The organism is Pseudomonas sp. FSL R10-2189 (genome assembly GCF_009600325.1).
GTDB lineage: Bacteria > Pseudomonadota > Gammaproteobacteria > Pseudomonadales > Pseudomonadaceae > Aquipseudomonas > Aquipseudomonas helleri.
The window spans coordinates 1-21,603 of the sequence record NZ_WIVZ01000034.1 but is presented as its reverse complement, the minus strand read 5'-3'; the positions used below and the strand labels follow the sequence as shown (position 1 = coordinate 21,603).

The window sequence follows — 21,603 nt, the reverse complement described above, 5'->3', positions numbered from 1 at the left end:
CCGCGATTGGGGCGACGAGGGGCGTCAGGCAGATCGAGTTGTTGGCATCGCGAGCAAGCCCGCTCCCACAGAGTGGGCGTCGCGAACCAATTTCGTATTCCCCGGTCAATCTGACCAGCGCGTCTGCCGTTCGCGTCACGCTGTTATATAGTCGCCCCTTCACTGCCACGACAATGAGTACACCATGCTTAACAAAGGACTGTTTCTGGCTTGCGCGCTGGCGCTGCTCAGTGCTTGCGATTCTTCTTCATCCGGCAAGCCCGAGACGCCCAAACCTGCCGCCGTCACGCAGGCCGCCAAGCCGGTGCAAGACCCCAAGGTGCTGGCCGAGCGCTTTGCCGGGCGTGAGTTGAACGTGGTGGATGTCTCTGAAGTGCAGCTGGACGGTGCCAGCACGCTGTCGGTGAGTTTCTCGGTGCCGCTGGATCCCAAGCAAAACTTCGCTGAAAAACTGCACCTGGTCGATGCCAGGACCGGCAAGGTCGATGGTGCCTGGGAGCTGTCGGATAACCTGATGGAAGTGCACCTGCGCCATCTTGAGCCGCAGCGCAAATTGATCCTCACCGTCGACCCCGGCCTGCGTGCCGTCAACGAGGCGACGCTGGCCGCCGTGTACATCAGCCGTCTGGAAACCCGTGACCTGCAACCCACCGTCGGCTTTGCCAGCCGCGGTAACTTGCTGCCGACCCGTCTGGCCGAAGGGTTGCCGGTGATCGCGCTGAATGTCGACAAGGTCGACGTTGAGTTCTTCCGCGTCAAACCCGAATCCCTGCCTGCCTTTCTCAGCCAATGGGGCCGCAACAGCAGCCTGCAAAGCTATGAAGCCAAAGACCTGTTGAGCATGGCCGATCTGGTCTACGGCGGGCGCTTTGACCTGAACCCGGCCCGTAACACCCGCGAAACCTTGATTCTGCCCACTTCGGGGATCAAACCGTTGCAGCAGCCGGGCGTGTACCTGGCGGTGATGACCGCGTCCGGCAGCTACAACTATTCGACCCCGGCCACTTTGTTCACCCTCAGTGACATCGGCCTTTCCGTACACCGTTATCAGAAGCGTCTGGATGTGTTCACCCAGGCGCTGGAAGGCGGCAGTGCCTTGGCCAATGTGGATCTGGAGTTGCTCGACGGCAAAGGCAAAATGCTCGCCCAAGGCAAAACCGATAAACAAGGCCACGCCGAACTGGCCTTGCCGCCCAAGGCCGAAGTGCTGCTGGCGCGTCAGGGCGACCAGACCAGTTTGCTACGCTTGAACACGGCGGCGCTGGATTTGGCCGAGTTCGACATTGCCGGCCCGCAGGCGCACCCGCTGCAATTTTTTGTGTTTGGCCCGCGTGACCTGTACCGCCCCGGCGAAACCGTGTTGCTCAATGCTTTGCTGCGTGATCGCGACGGCAAGCCGGTCAAGCCGCAGCCGGTCAGCGTAGAAGTGCGTCGCCCGGACGAGCAAGTCAGCCGCAAGTTTGTCTGGGAGCCAGACCCCTTGGGCTTTTATCAATATTCCCTGGCACTGGCAGGCGAGGCGCCGACCGGGCGTTGGCAGTTGGTGTTCGACCTGGGCGACGGCAAGCCGCAGTTGTATGAATTCTCGGTCGAAGACTTCCTGCCGGAGCGCATGGCGCTGGAGCTTAAAGGCAGCGACACACCGCTGCGTCCTGAGCAAAACGCTGAGATTCAGGTTACGGGTCGTTACCTGTATGGCGCCCCGGCAGCGGGCAATCGCTTGAGCGGCCAAGTGTACGTACGGCCCCTGCGCGAGGCAGTCAGCGCATTGCCGGGTTATCAATTTGGCTCTGTTACCGAGAACGAGTTGACCCAGGACCTGGAGCTGGACGAAAGCGTGCTCAACGCAGATGGCAAAGAAACCCTCTCCATCGATAGCCAGTGGAGCGAGGCCAAGTCGCCGCTGCAGGTGATTGTGCAGGCCAGCCTGCAAGAGTCCGGTGGTCGCCCGATCACCCGGCGTCTGGTGCAGCCGGTCTGGCCAGCGGAGCGCTTGCCGGGGCTTCGCGGGTTGTTTGACGGGACAGAAACCGATGGCGATGGCCCGGCCGAATTCGAGCTGTTGGTAGCGGACACTCAGGGCAACAAGCTGGCCGCTGAAAACCTCAAGGTCCGCTTGGTGCGCGAGCGGCGTGACTACTACTGGAACTACTCGGACAGCGACGGCTGGAGCTATCACTACAACGAGAAGTTTCTGAACCTCAATGAAGAAACGGTCAGCGTTAAGGCCGGAGAAACCGCCAAGGTCAGCTTCCCGGTGGAGTGGGGCCCATACCGTGTCGAGGTCGAAGACCCGCAAACCGGGTTGGTCAGCAGCGTGCGTTTCTGGGCCGGTTATCGTGCCCAGGACAACGCCGAAGGCGGCGCCGTGCGCCCGGACCAGGTCAAGCTGGCGCTGGACAAAGCCGCGTACCGCGATGGCGATACCGCCAAAGTCACGGTCACGCCGCCTGCTGCGGGCAAAGGTTATCTGCTGGTCGAAGGCAGTGACGGGCCGTTGTGGTGGGAAGAAATCGAAGTGCCGGCCGAAGGCAAAACCTTCGATATCAAACTCGACCCGACGTGGGCGCGCCACGATTTGTATGTCAGCGCGCTGGTGATTCGCCCCGGTGAGCGCAAAACCAATATCACCCCAAAACGTGCCGTGGGCGTGTTGCACCTGCCGCTTGACCGGACCCAGCGCAAGTTGGCGCTGACCCTCGATGCGCCTGAAAAAATGCGCCCCAAACAACCGCTGACGGTGAAAATTCAGGCTAAAAACGCCGACGGCAGCATTCCGCAACAAGCCCATGTATTGCTGGCCGCGGTGGATGTCGGGGTGCTGAATATCACCGATTACCCGACCCCGGATCCGTACGCCAGCCTGTTTGGGCGTAAGGCCTATGGCGCCGACCAACTGGATATTTACGGGCAATTGATCGAAGCCGGGCAGGGCCGCCTGGCCAGCCTCGCATTCGGCGGTGACGCGGCCCTGGCCAAAGGCGGTAAACGCCCGGCCACCAGCGTGAACATCGTCGCGCTGCAAAGTGCACCGGTGACGTTGAACGCCCAGGGCGAAGGCGAAGTCAGCGTTAATATTCCGGACTTCAACGGCGAACTGCGCTTGATGGCGCAAGCCTGGACCGATGATCGCTACGGCATGGCGCAGGCCAAAACCGTGGTCGCTGCACCCTTGGTGGCCGAGTTGGCCGCACCGCGCTTTTTGGCCGGGGGTGACGAGACCCGCTTGGCGCTGGACCTGTCCAACCTGACCGACAAACCGCAAAAACTGACCGTCACCCTCAACGCTGATGGTCAACTCAATCTGCTTGGCGAAGCCACGCAAAACGTCACGCTGAGCCCTGGCCAGCGCAGTACGTTGCAGATCCCGGTCAAGGCGCTGGGCGGTTTTGGCACGGGCGTGGTCAAGGTCACGGTGAGTGGTCTGGACCTGCCGGGTGAAACCCTGGCGCCGTTCAGCCGCGAATGGACGCTGGGCGTGCGCCCGGCGTATCCGGCGTTGCTCAAGCATTACCGGGCGGTGCTCAAGGATCAGCCGTGGAGCCTGCCAGAAGGTGAGTTGCTGGCTTTTGAACCGGCCGGGCGCGAAGCCTTGCTGAGCCTGTCGAGCCGCCCGCCGTTGAACCTGGGCGAACAGATTCGTGCGCTAAAGGCGTACCCGTATGGCTGCTCCGAGCAAACCACCAGCGGCCTGTACCCGGCGCTGTACGCTGACGCGGCGTTGCTCAAACGTCTGGGCCTTGAAGGTGAGCCGGACGCCGAGCGCACCCGCAAAATCGAACTGGGTATCGAGCGCCTGCTGGGCATGCAACGCTACAACGGCAGCTTTGGCCTGTGGGGCGCAGACGGGCAGGAAGAGTATTGGCTGACCGCTTACATCACCGACTTCCTGTTGCGCGCCCGTGATCAGGGCTACGCCGTACCGGCCGATGCGTTGAAAAAAGCCAACGAGCGGCTGCTGCGTTATGTGCAGGAGCGCAACCTGATCGAAGCCGACTACAGCGACAACCTCGACCACACCCGCTTTGCCGTGCAGGCCTATGCGGCGCTGGTTCTGGCCCGCAGCCAGCAGGCGCCGCAGGGCGCATTGCGCAGTATTTTCGAGCGCCGCAGCGATGCGCGTTCAGGCTTGCCGCTGGTGCAACTGTCGATTGCCTTGCAGAAGATGGGTGATCAGCCGCGTGCCGATCAGGCGTTGTTGGCCGGGTTGGCGGCCAAGCGCAAAGACAATCAATGGCTGGGCGATTACGGCAGCCCGCTGCGCGATCAAGCGCTGATCGTGGCACTGCTGGAAGAAAACAACCTGATGAGCGGCCAGCGTGAGCAGCGTCTGTTTGAACTGTCAGATTCGTTAGCAGCCAGCCGTTGGTTGTCGACTCAGGAGCGTAACTCGCTGTTCCTGGCCGGGCGTGATCTGTTGAGTAAGCCAGAAGCCAAGTGGTCGGCGCTGCTCACCAGTGGCGAGCAAACCCGCGAGCTGAATAACCAGCAGTCGGGCCTCAAACTTGATGGGCCATTGCTGGCGCAGCCGCTGACGTTGCGCAACGAAGGCAGCGACGCGGTGTACCAACAGCTGACGATTTCGGGTTATCCACAGCACGCCCCGGCAGCGGGTGGCGAGAACCTGAGCATTCGCCGCGATTACCTGGGCATGAATGGCGAGCCGCTGAACATTAAGGCCCTTAAGAGCGGCGATCTGGTGTTGGTGCACGTAGCGGTCACGGCCAAGCAGGCGGTGCCGGATGCGTTGGTTGTCGATTTGTTGCCAGCGGGCCTGGAGCTGGAAAACCAGAACCTGGGGCAAAGTGCGGCCAGCCTTGAAAATGCCAGCACCGAGGTCAAGCAATGGCGCGAAGCGATGCAATACGCCAGCGTGCAGCATCAGGAATACCGCGATGACCGTTACGTTGCGGCGGTCAAACTGGACGGCTATGGCACCACGCACCTGCTGTATCTGGCGCGTGCCGTGACGCCGGGCACTTATCGCGTACCGCCGCCGCAAGTGGAGTCGATGTACCGGCCCAACTGGCAGGCCGTGGGCGACACCCCCGGCGACATGGTGATCAAGGCCCGCTAACCCCACCCCTTGTAGGAGCGAGCTTGCCTCGCGATCTTTTGATGTTTAAAAGATCGCGAGGCCACGGCGTCAGTTAATAATCCAGCTCAACACCCACAGCCCCAGCAGCAGCCAGATTACGCCGCCGATAATTGAGGCGCGCATAAAGGCGCGCACGGCGTTGTACAAAAACAGCAGCCCGAGCACCAGCACGGCGATGCTGACGATGGAGGTGTCCATGCCCAAGGCGCGGGCCATGCCGTCGATAAAGTTGCTGCCCGCTTGAGTGATCATGGTGAACAGGCCGCTCAAGCTTTCGACGATCCAGCGAACGACAGTGCCCAACCACAGGCCCAGATTTCCAATAAAGCTTTCGACGTGCATGGGGATGTCCCGATCAATAAGATGGCCACTGTGCCAGAGATACCCCTTAGGCAACCAGACCAGGTGCAAAGTTGCGTAATGAGTAATGCTTAAAAAGATCGTGCTGTGGAGCACCTGCGGGCTGTTGCTGGCGGTTGCAGTGCTGTGGCTGGCCGACCGGCTGTGGCCCTTGCCGTTGCCTAAGGATGACTTGGCCCGCGTGGTCTTGGCCGAAGACGGCACGCCGCTGTGGCGCTTTGCCGATGCCAATGGCGTATGGCGTTACCCCGTGCAAACGGACGAGGTGTCGCCGTATTACCTTGAGGCGTTGCTGACCTACGAAGACCGCTGGTTTTATCAGCATCCGGGGGTTAACCCGCTGGCTTTGGGCCGTGCGGCCTGGCAGAACCTTAGTGGCGGGCGAGTGCTGTCGGGGGGCAGTACCTTGTCGATGCAAGTCGCCCGTTTGCTCGATCCTCATGAACGCACGTTGCCCGGCAAGTTGCGCCAGTTGTGGCGTACGGCGCAGCTGGAGTGGCATCTGTCCAAGGCCGAGATCTTGAACCTGTACCTCAATCGCGCACCCTTTGGCGGGACGTTACAGGGGGTGGCGGCGGCCAGTTGGGCGTATTTGGGCAAGTCGCCGCAGCAACTCACGCGCTCCGAAGCTGCGCTACTGGCCGTGTTGCCGCAAGCGCCGAGCCGCCTGCGGCCTGACCGTCATCCCGAGCGGGCGCAAGTGGCGCGGGACAAGGTGTTGCGGCGTCTGGCCGAGTATCAAGTTTGGCCGCAAGGGGCTGTGGATGAAGCGCTGGAGGAGCCGCTGTTGCTCGCCCCGCGACTGGAACCGAGCCTGGCGCCGTTGCTGGCGCGGCGCTTGAATCGCCCGCACAGCCCGCCGCTGATCCGCACCACTCTGGACGCCAACCTGCAACGCCGCCTCGAAGACTTGCTGCTGGGCTGGCGGGCACGACTGCCCGAGCACACCTCGGCGGCGATTCTGGTGGTTGAAACCGACACCATGGCCGTGCGTGCCTACCTCGGCTCGGTGGACATTAACGATGCGCGGCGCTTTGGCCATGTCGACATGATCAGCGCCTTGCGTTCGCCGGGTTCGACCCTCAAGCCTTTTTTGTACGGCATGGCGATGGATGCCGGGCTGATTCATTCCGAGTCGCTGCTGCAAGACGTGCCGCGGCGTTACGGCGATTACCGTCCGGGCAATTTCTCGATGGGCTTTAGCGGGCCGGTGTCGGCCAGTTCGGCGTTGGCGTTGTCGCTTAATTTGCCAGCGGTGCAACTGCTTGAAGCCTACGGGCCAAAACGTTTTGCGGCCGACCTGCGCAATGGCGGCGTGCCGTTGAGTTTGCCCGCGCTGGCAGAGCCTAATCTGGCGTTGATTCTGGGCGGCGCCGGCAGTCGTCTGGAAGATTTGGTCAGCGGTTACAGCGCGCTGGCGCGGGGTGGCAAAAGCGCCAACCTGCGCCTGCAACCGCAGGATGAACTGGTCGAGCGGCGCATGCTGTCGCCGGGTTCGGCATGGATTATCCGACGCATCTTGAGCGGCCAGGCACGGCCCGACCGCGACCCGACCGCCGAGTTGGTGCAACGCCCCAGCCTGGCGTGGAAGACCGGCACCAGTTATGGCTTTCGCGATGCGCTGGCCATTGGTGTGGGGCCGCGCTATTTGATTGGAGTGTGGATCGGTCGCCCGGACGGTACGCCGGTGCCGGGGCAGTTTGGTCTGGCCTCGGCGGCGCCGCTGATGCTGCAAGTGCACGATGTGCTGAGCAACCGCGACAGCCAGCGCGGCATTGTCGCGCCGGTGCAGCCCGTGCCGGGCAGCGTGGGCGTGGCAGCGATTTGCTGGCCGCTGGGCCAGCCGTTGAGCAAGAACGACCCCAATTGCCGCCGCCAGCGCTTTGCCTGGACGTTGGACAACACCACGCCGCCGACCTTGCTGGCGGCGGATCAGCCGTTGGGCGTGGGCTTGCGCGAAACCCTGTGGGTCGATGGGCAAGGGCAACGCGTTAGCCCGCAGTGCCCTGGTGCGCAGCAACGTGACGTGGCGTTGTGGCCTGCGCCGCTGGAGCCGTGGCTGCCCCGGGTGGAACGGCGTGAAGCGCGCTTGCCGCACGCCTCGACGCAATGCCCGCCACCGGCATTGAACTCGGTGACAGCGTTGTCGATTGTCGGTGTGCGTGAGGGGGACCGGTTGCGGCGCCCGGCGGCGAGCCAGGCGTCATTGCGCCTCACGCTGACTGCGCTGGGCGGTGACGGTCGCCGTTGGTGGTTCCTCAATGGCACCCCGCTGGGCGACAGCGTGCATCAAGAAGCCCTCAACACCACCCTTGAACAGCCAGGGCGCTATGAGCTGAGTGTTCTCGACGAAAGCGGGCAAACCGCGCGGGTTGAATTCAGCGTCGTGGAGTAGACCTCCGGCTTGCGATTTTCTGAAAGATCAAAAGATCGCGAGGCAAGCTCGCTCCTACAGTGAATTGGGGTTATCACTTTAGTGAGTGGGGTGATTTGTTTTGGTGAACGTGTTGATTTTTATGATTTTTAGTCTGCGCGAGGGCGCTGGTTATATAAGGGCTTAATACCAAGTAGTGAGTTGTTCAATACCCGCTCCGGCGTTGTGATGGAAGCCACGGATGAACGTATCTCTGACGTTAGAGCAGGGAGCCTTCGAACTCTGGCTAAGCAGGTGCAAGGGAATAATCATGAACACTCAACTGTGGTTAAAAACAAGTACAGCCCTTTTGTTAGTGATGACCGTCAGCCTGGCTGGTTGCCATAGCGGCGGTGGCGGTTCTAAAAGTCATGTTGAAGCCAGTACGCCCGATGCCGGTACGGGCGGCGGTGGTGATGGTAGCGGTGGCGGCAATAACGGCGGTGGTGACGGCAGCGGCAATAACGGTGGCGGCAACAATGGTGGTGGTAATAACGGTGGCGGCAACAACGGCGGCGGCAACAATGGCGGTGGCAACAATGGCGGTGGCAACAATGGAGGCGGCAATAACGGCGGTGGCAATAACGGCGCCGGCAACACGCCCCTGGTCACCGGGCAAGTTATCAGCCAGGTGAGCGGCGCTGTCGGCGGTGTCGGTTCGACTGTCAGCGACTTGGGCACCACCCTGACAACGGTGCCTGTGGTGGGCGCGGCAGGTGGGTTGGTGACCAACACCGGTAATGCGGTGACGTCCATCACCGACGGCCTGGACAAAGGCCTGGGCACGATTGGTACGGATAAAAACTCACTGGGCATCACTGTCGCTGGCGCAACCAATGCTGTGTCTGATATCGGCAAAGGGGTGTCCTCACTGGGCCAGGGCGTGAGCGGGGTGATCAATAACACACCGATCAGCCAGATCCCGATCGTGGGCGGCGTTGCGGGTAACGTCACAGATGTTACCGGCGGCCTGGTGAATAAAGTCGGGACCACGGTCACCATGCTCGGCAATACGTTGACCACCAATGTCACCAGCGGGCAATTGGGCCAAGTGACGGGCGGAGTCAATGACAAGGTGCTGGTGCCGGTGATTTCGCTGGTAGAAAAAACCACCGGGCAAATCGGCACAACCACAGGGTTGGGCGCACCGGTTGACGGCCTGCTGAACAAAGTCGGTGGAGTGGCGGCCGGCGTCGGCAACAAAGTGACCGGCGTGGGCGATCAAAACCCGGTCACCAATCTGGTCGGTGGCGCGTTGGTCGGTGTCGGCGGTGTGGCTGACAAGGCGGGCGGTTATGTGAACCCTGCGGCTGGAACAGGCACCGGGACCGGTACAGGCACCAGCACAGGCATTGGTGGATTGCTGGGTGGCGTGACAGGTGCCGTTGGCGGTGCAGGTTCAGGCACCGGTACGGGCGCAGGCGGTGCGGTGGGCGGCTTGGTGGGCGGTGTTGCCGGCACGGTCGGCGGGGTGGTCAATACCGTCACTGGAGCGGGCACTGGTACAGGCGGTGTAGGCGGCTTGCTGGGCGGTGGAGTGGGTGCGGTGGTGGGCGTAGGCGCCGGTGTCGGGGTGGGAGCAGGGACTTCTTCCTCAGGGGCGGGTGTCGGTGCCGGAGCGGGTGCCGCTGCAGGTGCTGGGGCGGGAGCGGGTGCAAGTTCGGGAACTGGCCTGGTCACAGGTTTGGTTGGAGGCGTGGTGGGCGGGCTGGGTAATTTGGGCAAGAAAAACTGACGAAATTGCACCTGGCCGGTTCGACGGCCATACCTACAACGCCTACGCTTGGTTGAGACGAGGGATTGTCATGAATCCCTCGTCTTTTTTTTGTATCCAGGTTGTAGGACTGCTGTTTGGACAGCGTCATTGCGTAATGGCGCGTCCAGGCCATTAAGCCGCTGTTGTTGACCATGGAGTGTCATATGCGAACTTATGTCCCGTTCTTGTTATTGGCCTTGGCCCCGTGCGTGGGTGCCGAACCTCTTCCACGCTACCTAAACAGCAACGAAACCCTGCAGTCGCTGCCCGCGCCCAACTTGCCGGTGGATGCCTATCGCCCGCAAACACCCGCGTTGAAGCTGCCCAAACCGGCCGCGACCGACGCCCAGCCCTTGATGATGAGCACCCGCCTGACCATCCGCAAATTGCAGATCGAGGGCGGCACGGTGTACCCGCTGCAAGAGCTGGGCGCCGCCTATAAATCGCTGCTGGGGCATGAAATTACCCTCAGTGAGCTGATTGAAGCGACGCGCACCATCACCCAGCGCTACCAAACCGATGGGTACTTGTTGTCGTACGCGTTTTTGCCGCAGCAGAACTTTGATCAGGGCCTGGTGCGGGTGGTGCTGGTCGAAGGGTATATCCGCGATTATCAGGTGGAGGGAGATGTCGGGCGGGTCAAAGGCTTTATTGATGAGCTGGTCGACAAACTCAAGGGTGAGCGCCCGCTGACCCGTAAAACCTTTGACCGCTATGCCACGCTGATGAGCCGTATTCCGGGGGTGACATTGCAGGCGCAAGTGCCGCCGCCGGGCACCACCGATGGGGCGGCGACGCTGCACGTTACGGCCAGCCGCAAACCCTTCACCACCGGCATGAACCTCGTCGAAGGCAGCCGCGACAGTACCCAGGCCCTGTTCAGCGTCAACAGCAACTCGCAAACCGCCATGGCCGAGCAGTTGACCGTGAGCGGGCTGTTCCCGCCGGGGCACGACAAAGAACACTATTACCGCATTGATTACAGCCAGTACCTGAACGCTGAAGGCACTCAGTTGAGCCTGTATGGCACGCGATATCGCAGTGACCCGGCCACCAGCATTGCGACCAGTGACGGTTTTGAGCTCAAGCCCCACCGCGAAAATGACCGCTTTTCGATCGGCGTCAGCCACCCGCTGATCGTTGCGCCTGACCAATGGTTAAGCGTTGCGGGCCGTTTATACGGGGTGAACGATAAAACCGATTACGACATTGTCGGTTATTCGCAAACCATCAGCGAAAAAACCAATGTACGGGCTTTGGCGCTTGAAGGGGATTGGCGCAAGTCCACGGGCCAACAATTGCGTATTCTCAGCGCAGGGTTATATCAAGGGATTAATGGGCTGGGGGCCAAGACGGAAAGTAACTTGACCGGCAATCACTATGATCTGGATTTCTTTCGCTTGCGTGTGTCAGGTGTTCAAAGTGATACGTTTTTCGATAATTGGCAGGGCGTAGTATCGGGTGCACTGTATTGGAGTGACGATACATTGGCGGACAGTGAGCGTGCTGTATTCGGCGGTCAAAATTTTGGCCGTGGTTATCCCGATGATCAAGCGTCGGGTGATAAGGGGTGGGGTGTGGCGTATGAACTCAACTACAGTTTCAATCGCGACGGTGAGTGGGTGAAACTGTTACAGCCTTATGCTGTATTGGATAAGGCGAAAACCTGGTTTAACGAACTTCCGCTTAAAAGCTCTGATATGTCATCTGCTGCTGTCGGGCTGCGTTTTGGCGATAAGCGTTATTACAATATATCGCTGGAAGTGGCCAAGCCCATGTCGGATATGGCGTTGGACAGTTTTAACCGCCGGCCGCGTTATACCTTGAGCTTTAGTTATCAGTTGTAAGGTCGTGCTTGTCTCGCGATATTTTGAACAATCAAAAGATCGCGAGGCAAGCTCGCTCCTACAGTAGTAGGTGGGGTTATGGGCGGACGGAGTAGAGTTTGGAGACAGGGAATAAGTAATTGAGGGTGTGGATCAAACGGTCGTGATAGATCGGTTTACGGAACAAGTCCAGGACTTGCAAACGCAATAAGTCGCTGACATTGTCCATGTCGGCGTGGCCGGAAATAACAATCACGGGCAAGTGTTGTCGAGCGGTGTGATTTCGCAGGCGCTGGATTAATGCAATGCCACTTTCTTCGGGCATGCGCAGGTCGGTGATGACCAGGGCAATGTCCGGGTGAACGGTCAACTGCCGAAGGGCGAGTGAGACTGAGGTTGCCGTAAAGCAACAAAATCCCTCGCCCTCCAGCAGTTCGGCCAGCTCCAGCAGAGCGTCCTCTTCGTCGTCTACCAAGAGAAGCTGTTGGCGTTTAGATCGGCTGTTCATGGGATTAAGCAGGTTTGGTAACAGCGTCTTTAATCGTCGTAAACATGGCACTGATTGCGCCTGATATTGGCGTGACGAAGGCCGCTAAAACGATAGCGACCATCGCCGCAATAATGGCGTACTCAATACCCGAAGCACCCTCTGTACGTTGGGAAAAAAACTTGGCTTGTCGTGTCAGAAACACAGTGGCCGGAACATAGAGTTTCAGAACAGTTGTTGAAAACATCTGATCTCTCCTGAGAGCGCCGCAATGACAGCAGTTTGTCCATACCTTGAAACAGCCTTTGAATTAACCGGCTGGTTTAGTCACCGCCGTTTGAATAGTGGTAAACATGGCCTTGATTTGAGTAGAAATAGGCGTCACAAAGGCAGCAAGAGCAATCGCAACCATGGCGGCAATAATGGCGTATTCAATACCCGACGCCCCTTCAGTGCGCTTTGTAAATTGCTTGACATGGTGCGCCACGAAGAGTTGGGTCGGAACATAGACTTTCAGGACAGTATTGGTAAACATCTGATTTCTCCTGGGTGCACCAAAGAGGGCACTTCGCAGCAAGGGGGCGACGTAATTACTATTTGCCATCACAGCATTGGCAAGAAAAGGGAATCCATCAACTGTTAAAAAGCGCTAATGCAAAAGTATTAATCCAAAAGTGTCCAGATGAAAGTTACGGTAAATCAAGGTCTTCGGCGGCACTCTATTTTTTTTGAGTTGCCTAATGGCATTTTGCTTTGTGTGCGCTACTTTCAAATAGCGAAATGGTCGCAATAATAATGCCTGTCATAGCGACCGATAAGCGAATGGATTTCCTGATGTGCAGTACAGAGTGGCAAAGGGAGTGTGTTAATGAATAACCGACGCAGTTTGATCCTGGCCGCGCTCTTGTTTATCGGTGCCATTGCCGCGGGTTTTTGGGGTTTGGTGATCACCCGCCAGCAGCCGGTTGCGCAGGTACCGGTAACTCAGGTCGTTGAGCAGAGTGTCGCCACGGTTGAAGACCAGACGCGCAAACCTGTGGTGGTGCTGGTACGCGATGTCGCCCCGCATGTGGCCTTGACGGCCGACGATGTGACCCTAGAAAAATTGCACACGGCGCCCCCAGGCAGTTTTGCCTCGGTTGATCAGGTGGTAGGGCGTGCCCCGTGGCGCAGCTTGAGCGCGGGTACCTGGCTGAATGAACAAAGCTTTGAAGTCGGCGGGCCGCTGGCGCGGATGATTCGCCCGGATGAGCGCGCATTGGCGGTGGCCATTGATGAAGTGATCGGCGCCAGCGGTCAGTTGTCCCCCGACGATTATGTAGACGTGTTGTTGTCCCTGCGCGAGGACCAGTCCAACCCGCAGCAGTCGGCGCAAGTGGTGGTGCCGGCCGTGCGGGTGTTGAGCGTGGGGGATGAGGTGGGTCAGAGCAGCGACGGTCAGTCAACCAAGGCGGCGCTGAGTGCCGACGAGGCCCTCAAACAAGTACAGCGTCGGGCTACGGCACGCTCGGCCGTGCTGGCCGTTCCCGCGCCGCTGCTCAGCCAGCTGATGCTCGCCGCCCAGGCGGGCACCTTGCGTCTGGCCGTGCGTAGCGCCAAGGAAGATCGCTTGAGCAAGTACTGGGCGGGTGAGCAAGACGCCCCAAGCAAGCTGGAGAACGCCCGACGCGACCTTTATCAGTTCAATCAATTGGCCTTTACCGGCCCGGCAAAAGTCGCCCCGGTGGCGAACCCTGGCGGCGGCGTCGTTCCGCGTGCGCGGGGCATCGAAATTATTCGCGGCAACCAAACGGCCCAACAGCCTGCTCAATAAAAAAAGCCTGATCTGCAAGGAAGACCCTATGAGCCATCGTTGCGTAGCGCTGTACAAACGAGCTGTCTGGACTCTGGTTCTAAGCAGCTTGCCTTTTGAAATGGCCCTGGCCGCGCCTTCCAATTGCTCAGCACTTGGGCAATTGCCAGCGGTGCTGGAAGTGGGGCAGGGCATCCAGCAAGCACTGGATTCGCCGGTTGCCATTACGCGCATTGCCGTCGGTGATCCGGGCATTGCCGATGTGCATGCCAACGGCAGCAACGCCTTTTTGCTCACCGGTGTCGCGCCGGGCACCACCAGCTTGATGGTCTGGACCGCCTGTTCGAAAACCCCGCGCCAGAGCATGGTGTTCGTCAAGGGCAAGGCCACCCAGAGCTTTACCAGCGCCTCCGTGTCGCCCTCAGAAGACCCGGCGTTGCTCAGCCAGGTGCAAACCGACATTCGCTTTGTCGAGGTCAGCCGGACCAAGCTGCAGGAAGCCAGCACGTCGATCTTTGGTCAGGGCAGCAACTTTCTGTTTGGTTCTCCGAACTCATTCATCACCAACGCTGAAAACATCATCACCGGCGGCCCGGTCGCCAACAGCAAAAACTTCAACATCGGCTTTGGCGGTGGTCGGGTTCGCGCCTTGATCAATGCGCTGGAGGGCAGCGGTTTTGCCTACACCCTGGCGCGGCCGAGTCTGGTGTCATTGAGCGGGCAAAGTGCGACCTTTCTGGCGGGCGGCGAAGTACCGATCCCGGTGCCGAGCAGCGGCAGCGATAACGTGTCGATCGAGTACAAGGAGTTTGGTATTCGCCTCACGCTGACCCCGACCGTGGTCGGCAACAACCGCATCCTGCTCAAGGTCGCACCGGAAGTCAGCGAGCTGGATTACACCAACGCGGTGAACATCGCCGGGACCTTGGTGCCGGGGCTTAACGTGCGTCGTACCGACACCAGCATTTCGCTGGCCGATGGCGAAAGCTTTGTCATCAGCGGCTTGATCAGTACGCGCAACACCTCGCAGGTGAACAAATTTCCGGGGCTGGGTGACGTGCCGATTCTGGGGGCGTTTTTCCGCGATTCGAACATCAGCCGCGAAGAAAAAGAACTGCTGATGATCGTGACCCCGCATCTGGTTCAACCCTTGGCTGCCAATGCGCCCCTGCCGAGCATGCCGGGCGAAAAACTGCGCAATTACGACCCCAACTGGTATCGCTTGTATTTCCTTGAAAACGGCAATTTCAATCGCCGTAGCGGGTTATCCCAATGAGCCAGAGCCTGAGCCAGACGTTTCTCGCGCTGACGCGCAACAACACCGACCTTGAGTGGCTGCAGGGCGCGTTGGCGCCGCTCGGCCAAGTGGTGGGGGCCGGTACCAGCAGCCTCGATGAACTGCTCGCGTTGATTGACGTGACCTTTGCCGGGCTGGTGTTTGTGGGGCTGGACCGGGAGAAGGTAGTGGCCCAGTGCGCGTTGATCGAAGGCGCGCTGGAGGCCAAGCCAATGCTCGCGATCGTGGCCTTGGGCGATGGCATGGACAACCAGTTGGTGCTCAATGCCATGCGTGCCGGGGCCCGGGATTTTGTCGCTTATGGCTCGCGCTCCAGTGAAGTGGCGGGGCTGGTACGGCGGCTGAGCAAGCGCCTGCCGCCGGTGACGCCGAATACCGAGTTGGGCGGCCTCAGCGTGTTGTTCAGCGCGCAATGCAACGCCGATGGCGCGCTGCTGGCCAGCCACCTGGCGCTGGTGGTGCAAAAGAGCGGGCAGAAAACCCTGTTTCTGGATTTGGGCATTCCCCGTGGCGACGGCCTGGCGCTATTGGGCCTTGAAAGCTCGTTCTTTTTTGGCGACGCGCTGCGCCATCTTCGGCGCCTGGACAGCACCTTGATCGACAGTGCGTTCACCAAAACCCCGGACGGCTTGCGGGTGTTGGCCCACAGCAACGCCGACGAGCCTCTGGAGCACACCAGCGCCGCCGAGTTGTACATGTTGCTCAGTGCCTTGCGTCAGCACTTTCAGCACATTGTGGTGAACCTCACCGGTCAGCCGGATGGCGAGGCGCTGCGCACGTTCGTGACCCACTGCGACAAGTTGCTCTGGTACGTCGATCAGAACGTGCTCGATTGCCGCCGCAACCTGGACGTACTCAACCTCTGGCGCAACAAAGGCATGAAGCTCGAACACACGGGGCTGGTGGTCGATCGCTGCCTGCGGGGGATTGCTCCGGATGTCGATGCGTTGGCCAAGAGTTTTGATTTACCGGTGCTGGTGTCGTTGCCGCTGAGCGCCGAGTTACGCCTCAATGCGAAAAATCAGGCTGTCACGTTGTTTGAGTTGGGGCCGCGCGAGGCCTTGAGCCAAGGCTTGAAAAAGATCGGTGAACAGTTGGCCAAGCGCTCTGTGGCGTCGGGCAAACCGTCCTCCGTCGCGGACAAATGGCTTAACCGTCTTTGGGGGTCCAAATGACCAAAGAGCAGCTGTTCGGTTCCGGGCTTCACAAAGACGGGCGCGCCGACCACGACGGCCTGAAAATGGTGCTGCACCGTTACATCATCGACGCCATCGAGGAGAGCGGCAAAAACCTGCTGGAAGACTCGCGCCATGCCTTGTCGCAGTTTGTCACCGACCGCGTGGCCGAATACGTATCGCGCTTGCACCTGGCCATTTCGCGCTACGAGATGGAACGTCTGGCCGAGGAAATTGTTGACGAGCTGACAGGGTTCGGGCCGCTGGAAGTGCTGCTGCGCGACAGCGCCGTCACCGAGATTCTGGTCAACGGCCCGCATCATGTGTTTGTTGAACGCGACGGTCTGTTGAGCCACAGCGATTTGCGCTTTATCGACGATCATCACGTCGAGCGTGTGATGCAGCGCATTTTGGCGCCGCTCGGTCGGCGCCTGGATGAGTCGTCACCCATGGTCGATGCGCGGCTGCCAGACGGCAGCCGGGTAAACGCAATCATCCCGCCCATTGCGCTGGACGGTCCCTGCCTGTCGATCCGGAAGTTTCGCAAGGACATGCTCAAAAGCAGCGACCTGGTGGCGATGCAAACCATCGATCAATCGATCTATGAGTTTTTTCAGGAGTCGGTGGGCAAGCGCTGCAACATTTTGATCAGCGGTGGTACCGGCACCGGCAAAACCACGTTGCTGAATATCCTCAGCCAATTGATCAACCCGCACGAGCGCTTGGTCACCATCGAAGACGTGGCCGAATTACAGCTGGGCCACCCCCACGTGGTGCGCCTTGAAACCCGCCCGCCGAATTCCGAAGGGCACGGTGAAGTCAAATCCAGCGACCTGATTCGCAACGCCCTGCGGATGCGTCCGGACCGCATCATCCTCGGTGAGATTCGAGGCGTGGAAGTGCTCGATGTGCTGACGGCGATGAACACCGGCCACGATGGCTCGATGAGCACGGTGCACGCCAACACCGCGCAAGACGCCCTGTTGCGCCTTGAAACGTTGGTGGGTTTGACGGGCCGTACGGTGGCGGAAAAAACCCTGCGCCAGATGATCTGCGCCGCCCTCGACGTGATTATCCAGCTGACCCGTATGTCTGACGGGCGCCGCTGTGTCAGTGAAGTGCTGGAAGTGGTGGGCGTGCGTGACGATGTGTATGTCACCAACACCTTGTTTCGGCTGGACAAACGCACCGGCTTTGGCTTTGTGCGCGAGGCACTGAACCCGGCGAGCGACAAGTTGCGTCGCGACCCGATTCTAAATGCCAACGGCTGAGGCACAGATCATGATTCCGGCCCTGTTACTGTTCGCTTTCAGCCTGATGATGTTCATGATGTCGATGAATCTGGTATACCGCGCCCTGCGCGATCCCACCACCAGCCGGGTGCTGGGCCGCTTGACCGAGGGCCATCCGCAAATGGCGGACAAGGCGCTGGGTGTCGAGTGGCTGGACCGGGCGTTTTTGCAGGCGGGGTTGGGGCGCCCTTCGGAGCGCTTGGGGCTGTGGCTGCTGATCTGGGCCGGGGCCGTGGCGTTGGCAGCTTTGCTGGGCGGCTGGTTTTTTTTTCTGGTGTTCCTGGTCGCGCCGCCGGTCTGCGTAAAGCTTTTTGTCAGCTGGCGTTACCAGCGTCGAGTCAAGCGCATGGTCGAGCAATTGCCGCAATTGCTTGATCACTGCGTGCGCAGCCTGAAGGCTGGGCGCACCTTGGCCGATGCGGTGCTCAATGCCATCGAAGCGTCCCATGATCCGCTCAAAAGCAGCATCAGCCGGGTGGCGCGCAACGTGCAGTTAGGCGTGAGTTTGCCCGAGGCGGTGCAGGATTTTGCCGAGCTGTATGAGCGCGATGAATTTCGCATGTTTGCCCTGGGCTTGAAGGTCAACCACCGCTACGGCGGCAACGCCAGCGAGCTGCTGGAAAACCTCATCGTGTTGATCCGTGAGCGTGAATCAGGGGCGCGCAAGCTCAAGGCCATGACCGGCGAAACCCGCGTCACGGCGTTGGTGCTGGCGCTGTTGCCGCTGTTGGTGGGCGGCTATTTCATGGTCACCAACCCGACCTTCCTTGTGAACATGTGGCACGACGCGAGTGGTCAACATTTGCTGATTGCCGCGTTTGGCTTGCAAGCCATTGGCTGTTTTGCCCTGTGGCGCATGGTACGGAGCGTATGACATGGCCTTGCTGATTTGCGCAGTGTTGCTGTTGGCAGGCCTCGGGGTCTTGATCCATAGCGCGGTTCAACAGCGCTTGCGTCAACAACGGGTGGTGCAACGCCTGGAAGGCGAAAAGACCGGGCCGGGGAAGATCAGTGTGTGGATGCGTGCACTGGGCAGCAGCAAGTTTGGCCAGCGTTCGGTGTCCATGGACAACGAAACCCAAGTGTTGCTGAACCGCGTGGGCTGGCGCACGGCAAGCCAGCGTTCGCTGTTTGCGGCGTTCCAGGTCGGTACGCCGGTGGCCGTGGCCGGGCTGGCGTTTCTGGGGCATGAACTGTTTTACCCGGGTTCCGGCTATTTGATGATCGTGCTGCTGTTTGCCCTGGCGCTGGGGTACCTGATCCCCAAGCGCATGCTTGCCCATGTCGCTAAAAAGCGTCAGGAAGCGGCGGCAGTTGAGGTGTCGACGTTTATCCCGCTGCTGCGCATTTTGTTCGAGTCGGGCATGGCCGTTGAGCAAGCGCTGCGCGTGTTGAGCATCGAGGCGCGGCAACTGTTGCCGGTGCTCACAGGCGAGTTGCGGCTGGTGCTGGCTCGCGTGGACTCGGGTCTGGAGTTGAGCCAGGAATTGGACAAGGCGGCCAGTTTGTTGGCGGTGGATGAGTTTGACGACACCTGCGTGATTCTCAAGCAATTGCTGCAGCAGGGCGGTGGCGCGATGAAATCGTTGCAGTCACTGAAAAGCCTGCTGGATGACCGACGTCTCACCCGCATGGAGGAATACATCTCAAAAATGTCCGCCAAGATGTCGGTAGTGATGATGATGTTTCTGTTTCCGGCGTTGCTGATTGTGTTGGGCGGGCCGAGTTTTATTGCTATCGCACGGGCCTTTGGCTCTTGAACAGGAGTATGAGCATGAAAGTAGTCATGGCCGTGTGTGCATTGTTGATGCTGGGAGGATGCGCCACCGGAGGGCAAAGCAACCCGCCGTGGGCCGCCTTTAGCGGTGGCAGTTGCGGCAAGTTGAGCGACGATCAGGAACTGTCGATGAACCTGGCCGATGACATGGCCAAGGAGGGCAAGCTGCACGCCAGCCTGGCCAACCTGCAAAACCTGCCGCAAGGCTACGCCCAGGTGCAATTGCGCAAGGCGCGGATCTATCGCCAGTTGGGCCGCCCTGAAGCCGGGCCGTTGTACCGCGGGCTGCTCGGCACCTGCTTGAGCGCCGAAGGTGATCATGGCCTGGGCCAGTTGGCGGCAGCGCGAGGCGATAACACGCTGGCGGCGTCCTACCTTGAGCGCGCAGCGCAAGCGGCGCCCACGGACGAAAAAATCCGCAATGACCTGGGCGTGGTGTACCTCAACCAACTGCGCACCGACGAAGCGCGTTTTGAGTTTTTGACGGCGCTGGAGCTTAAACAATCGGATCAATTGGCGGCGTTGAACCTGGTGACCTTGCTCATCTATCAGGACCAATGGAGCCAGGCGGCGGAGCTGGCCAGCCGCGCTGAATTGACCCCCGAACAAGTGAGTGACGCACAAGCCAGGGCCCAGGCCTTGAAAACCCAGGCTGCCAAACCGGCGAGTCATCAGGTGGCTGCAATCAAATAAAGCGTTGGAGGTTTGCCATGAAATGTTCGGTTCGTTTGGCCGTGTTGTTGGGCATGATGCCGCTGAGTGTGCTGGCGATTGAGCCGGGGCCGGCGTCCCAGTACCAGCAGGAAACCGAGCGCTGGTTGCAGCTGCAAGTCAGCGGTCAGGCCCAGTCCAAGGAACGCCAGGTGGCAACCCCGGCCGAGCGCGAACGCAGCCTGCAACGCTGGCTGGACAGCTACACCCACCCCATCCCTGAGTACTACAAACAAGACGAAGGCGGTAAGGCCAAGCAGCAATAAGGCACTGTCGCCGCGGCCTCATGCTTGTAGTCGCTGACGAGGAACGAAGGCTGCGATGCGGGCCTCAGGACTGTCGTCTGGGGTCGCTGCGCAACCCATCGCGGCCTCGATCCTCGTCAGCGACTACAGGTTGTGGTCAGTGCGCCGTTTGCCGATGCTGTTGGGCGGATGCACTGGGGGAGAGGGCGAGCGCCAACTGGGTGCGGTTGTTCATGTGGGTCAGTCGCAGCACCTGGGACACGTAGAGCTTGACCGTGTTTTCGGTGATGCCCAAATCGCAGGCAATCTGGTAGTTGGTCTGCCCCTTGCCCACCAGTTTGGCCACGTCCAGCTGGCGCGGTGACAACTGCTTGAAAATCGGTGGCAGGTCACTCAAGGCTTCGTCGTCCGCAGCCACAGTGCTCTTGAACGGCGGTGGATGGCGGACCGTTTCCATGTCGTGATAAAGGTCGTCGATAGACTCAGCCAAATACTGCAGCTTCTGGTTCAAATGCCCCAGATGCTCGTTCTTTTGCCGTTCGCGCAAGACGGCTTCCTGACGCTGAATGCCCTCAAGCAATTCCGCAAGGTCAACCGGCTTGGGGTAGTAATCGGCAATGCCGATACGCAAGGCCTTGATCACGTCCTGTTTATCGGAGTGGCCGGTCAACAGGATGCTTTCAAACAGGCGGTGTTTACCGGCAATTTTCTGCAGATGCTGGGTTAATTCGATGCCGTTCATGTCGGGCATGTGCAGGTCACACAGCACCAGACTTATCTCGGGATCCGCGACAAACGCCTCCACGGCCTCACGGCTTGATTCGCAAGGCACGCAACGGTAACCGCTGCTTTCCAGGAACTCACTGAGTTCTTCGACAATCAGTGGCTGATCGTCGACCACTAACACTTTTATTTTTGAGGTGAGCTTGTTCACGCGCTACTCCATGCCTGGCAAGCCAATTTAAGACGTCCTGTACCACTCGCGTGAATGGCGAGGGGTTCAGGAAACATAGACGTAGTTTCCTACGCTGTACATGTAATAAATCCTTCGTTTTGATTAGGTTAGACACAAAACGGACAGGCTGAAGCCGCATAAAAGAAACGGGGCGAAGGGCTAATGCCAGTCAGTTAAGACTGACGCATTGACCTTTAGCCCACAGGCCGCAAAATCCGATGCTTGGAAACGAGCATCGGATTTTTTATGCGCCTGTCAAAAGCACTGTCCCTTACCCATGAAATGGCATCGCGGCCACATGCCCTTGAGGGGCTAGGAGCCTTGCTTGATCCAGACATCGTTAAGCAAGCCTTCGAAAGCGCGGGTGTCTCGACCATTCGCAAGCGCCGTCTTCCACTTGAAAGCCTAGTGTGGTGCAT

At 59.8% G+C, this 21,603-nt stretch carries 18 protein-coding genes; 13 read left to right on the top strand and 5 right to left on the bottom strand.

Annotation, left to right across the window (positions count from 1 at the left end; all coding sequences use genetic code 11):
- The first annotated feature begins 184 nt into the window (after nt 1-184).
- On the top strand, nt 185-5,077 hold the full coding sequence (locus tag GHO32_RS20665; RefSeq protein WP_153442984.1) for an alpha-2-macroglobulin: 4,893 nt from the start codon (nt 185-187) through the stop codon (nt 5,075-5,077).
- Between the two features lie 69 nt (nt 5,078-5,146).
- Here GHO32_RS20665 and GHO32_RS20660 read toward each other — a convergent pair whose 3' ends face one another.
- Nucleotides 5,147-5,440 (bottom strand): hypothetical protein, encoded by a 294-nt coding sequence (locus GHO32_RS20660; protein ID WP_048366495.1) that lies wholly within the window; start codon nt 5,438-5,440, stop codon nt 5,147-5,149.
- 85 nt (nt 5,441-5,525) lie between these two features.
- On the opposite strand from GHO32_RS20660, the gene pbpC reads away from it, so the two are divergent.
- The 3 genes from pbpC (at nt 5,526) to GHO32_RS20645 (ending at nt 11,474) form a co-directional block, all read left to right on the top strand.
- Entirely contained in the window at nt 5,526-7,853 is a 2,328-nt protein-coding gene (gene pbpC / locus GHO32_RS20655; protein ID WP_153338192.1) for a peptidoglycan glycosyltransferase PbpC, read from the top strand.
- A gap of 289 nt (nt 7,854-8,142) precedes the next feature.
- Nucleotides 8,143-9,606: a collagen-like triple helix repeat-containing protein gene (locus GHO32_RS20650; protein ID WP_153336419.1), complete on the top strand. Its 1,464-nt coding sequence runs from the start codon at nt 8,143-8,145 to the stop codon at nt 9,604-9,606.
- A 185-nt stretch (nt 9,607-9,791) separates the two neighbouring features.
- Nucleotides 9,792-11,474, top strand: a complete 1,683-nt coding sequence (locus tag GHO32_RS20645) for a ShlB/FhaC/HecB family hemolysin secretion/activation protein (RefSeq protein WP_153442982.1) — start codon at nt 9,792-9,794, stop codon at nt 11,472-11,474.
- 76 nt (nt 11,475-11,550) lie between these two features.
- On the opposite strand, the gene GHO32_RS20640 is transcribed toward GHO32_RS20645, so the two are convergent.
- From GHO32_RS20640 to GHO32_RS20630, 3 genes are all read right to left on the bottom strand, one after another.
- Nucleotides 11,551-11,961, bottom strand: coding sequence for a response regulator (locus GHO32_RS20640; protein WP_048366492.1), 411 nt, complete (start codon nt 11,959-11,961; stop codon nt 11,551-11,553).
- Between the two features lie 4 nt (nt 11,962-11,965).
- Nucleotides 11,966-12,187, bottom strand: coding sequence for a Flp family type IVb pilin (locus GHO32_RS20635; protein WP_153336417.1), 222 nt, complete (start codon nt 12,185-12,187; stop codon nt 11,966-11,968).
- 63 nt (nt 12,188-12,250) lie between these two features.
- Nucleotides 12,251-12,475, bottom strand: coding sequence for a Flp family type IVb pilin (locus GHO32_RS20630; protein ID WP_153336416.1), 225 nt, complete (start codon nt 12,473-12,475; stop codon nt 12,251-12,253).
- Nucleotides 12,476-12,808: 333 nt separating this feature from the next.
- On the opposite strand from GHO32_RS20630, the gene cpaB reads away from it, so the two are divergent.
- The 8 genes from cpaB to GHO32_RS20590 are packed head-to-tail and all read left to right on the top strand — an operon-like array spanning nt 12,809 to nt 20,250.
- A complete protein-coding gene (cpaB, locus tag GHO32_RS20625) occupies nt 12,809-13,753 on the top strand; it encodes a Flp pilus assembly protein CpaB (RefSeq protein WP_153336415.1) in 945 nt (314 codons plus the stop codon).
- 28 nt (nt 13,754-13,781) lie between these two features.
- Nucleotides 13,782-15,008, top strand: a complete 1,227-nt coding sequence (locus tag GHO32_RS20620) for a type II and III secretion system protein family protein (RefSeq protein ID WP_048390302.1) — start codon at nt 13,782-13,784, stop codon at nt 15,006-15,008.
- Entirely contained in the window at nt 15,005-16,204 is a 1,200-nt protein-coding gene (locus tag GHO32_RS20615; protein ID WP_048366487.1) for a pilus assembly protein, read from the top strand. The genes GHO32_RS20620 and GHO32_RS20615 overlap by 4 nt, the downstream gene beginning before the upstream one ends.
- Nucleotides 16,201-17,475 carry a CpaF family protein gene (locus GHO32_RS20610; protein WP_048366486.1) on the top strand — a complete coding sequence of 425 codons (1,275 nt, stop codon included), beginning with the start codon at nt 16,201-16,203 and terminating at the stop codon, nt 17,473-17,475. Before GHO32_RS20615 ends, GHO32_RS20610 begins: the two co-directional genes overlap by 4 nt.
- Nucleotides 17,476-17,485: 10 nt before the next feature.
- Complete coding sequence (locus GHO32_RS20605) at nt 17,486-18,370, top strand: type II secretion system F family protein (protein WP_153336414.1); 885 nt, start codon at nt 17,486-17,488, stop codon at nt 18,368-18,370.
- Between the two features lies 1 nt (nt 18,371).
- Nucleotides 18,372-19,256 carry a type II secretion system F family protein gene (locus GHO32_RS20600; protein WP_048366485.1) on the top strand — a complete coding sequence of 295 codons (885 nt, stop codon included), beginning with the start codon at nt 18,372-18,374 and terminating at the stop codon, nt 19,254-19,256.
- 14 nt (nt 19,257-19,270) lie between these two features.
- On the top strand, nt 19,271-19,966 hold the full coding sequence (locus tag GHO32_RS20595; RefSeq protein WP_153336413.1) for a tetratricopeptide repeat protein: 696 nt from the start codon (nt 19,271-19,273) through the stop codon (nt 19,964-19,966).
- A 17-nt stretch (nt 19,967-19,983) separates the two neighbouring features.
- A complete protein-coding gene (locus tag GHO32_RS20590; RefSeq protein ID WP_123751240.1) occupies nt 19,984-20,250 on the top strand; it encodes a DUF3613 domain-containing protein in 267 nt (88 codons plus the stop codon).
- 136 nt (nt 20,251-20,386) lie between these two features.
- Here GHO32_RS20590 and GHO32_RS20585 read toward each other — a convergent pair whose 3' ends face one another.
- Nucleotides 20,387-21,163: a response regulator transcription factor gene (locus GHO32_RS20585; protein WP_278939276.1), complete on the bottom strand. Its 777-nt coding sequence runs from the start codon at nt 21,161-21,163 to the stop codon at nt 20,387-20,389.
- A 267-nt stretch (nt 21,164-21,430) separates the two neighbouring features.
- On the opposite strand from GHO32_RS20585, the gene GHO32_RS20580 reads away from it, so the two are divergent.
- A partial coding sequence (locus GHO32_RS20580; RefSeq protein WP_178113917.1) for a transposase domain-containing protein occupies nt 21,431-21,603 on the top strand: 173 nt, incomplete at its 3' end.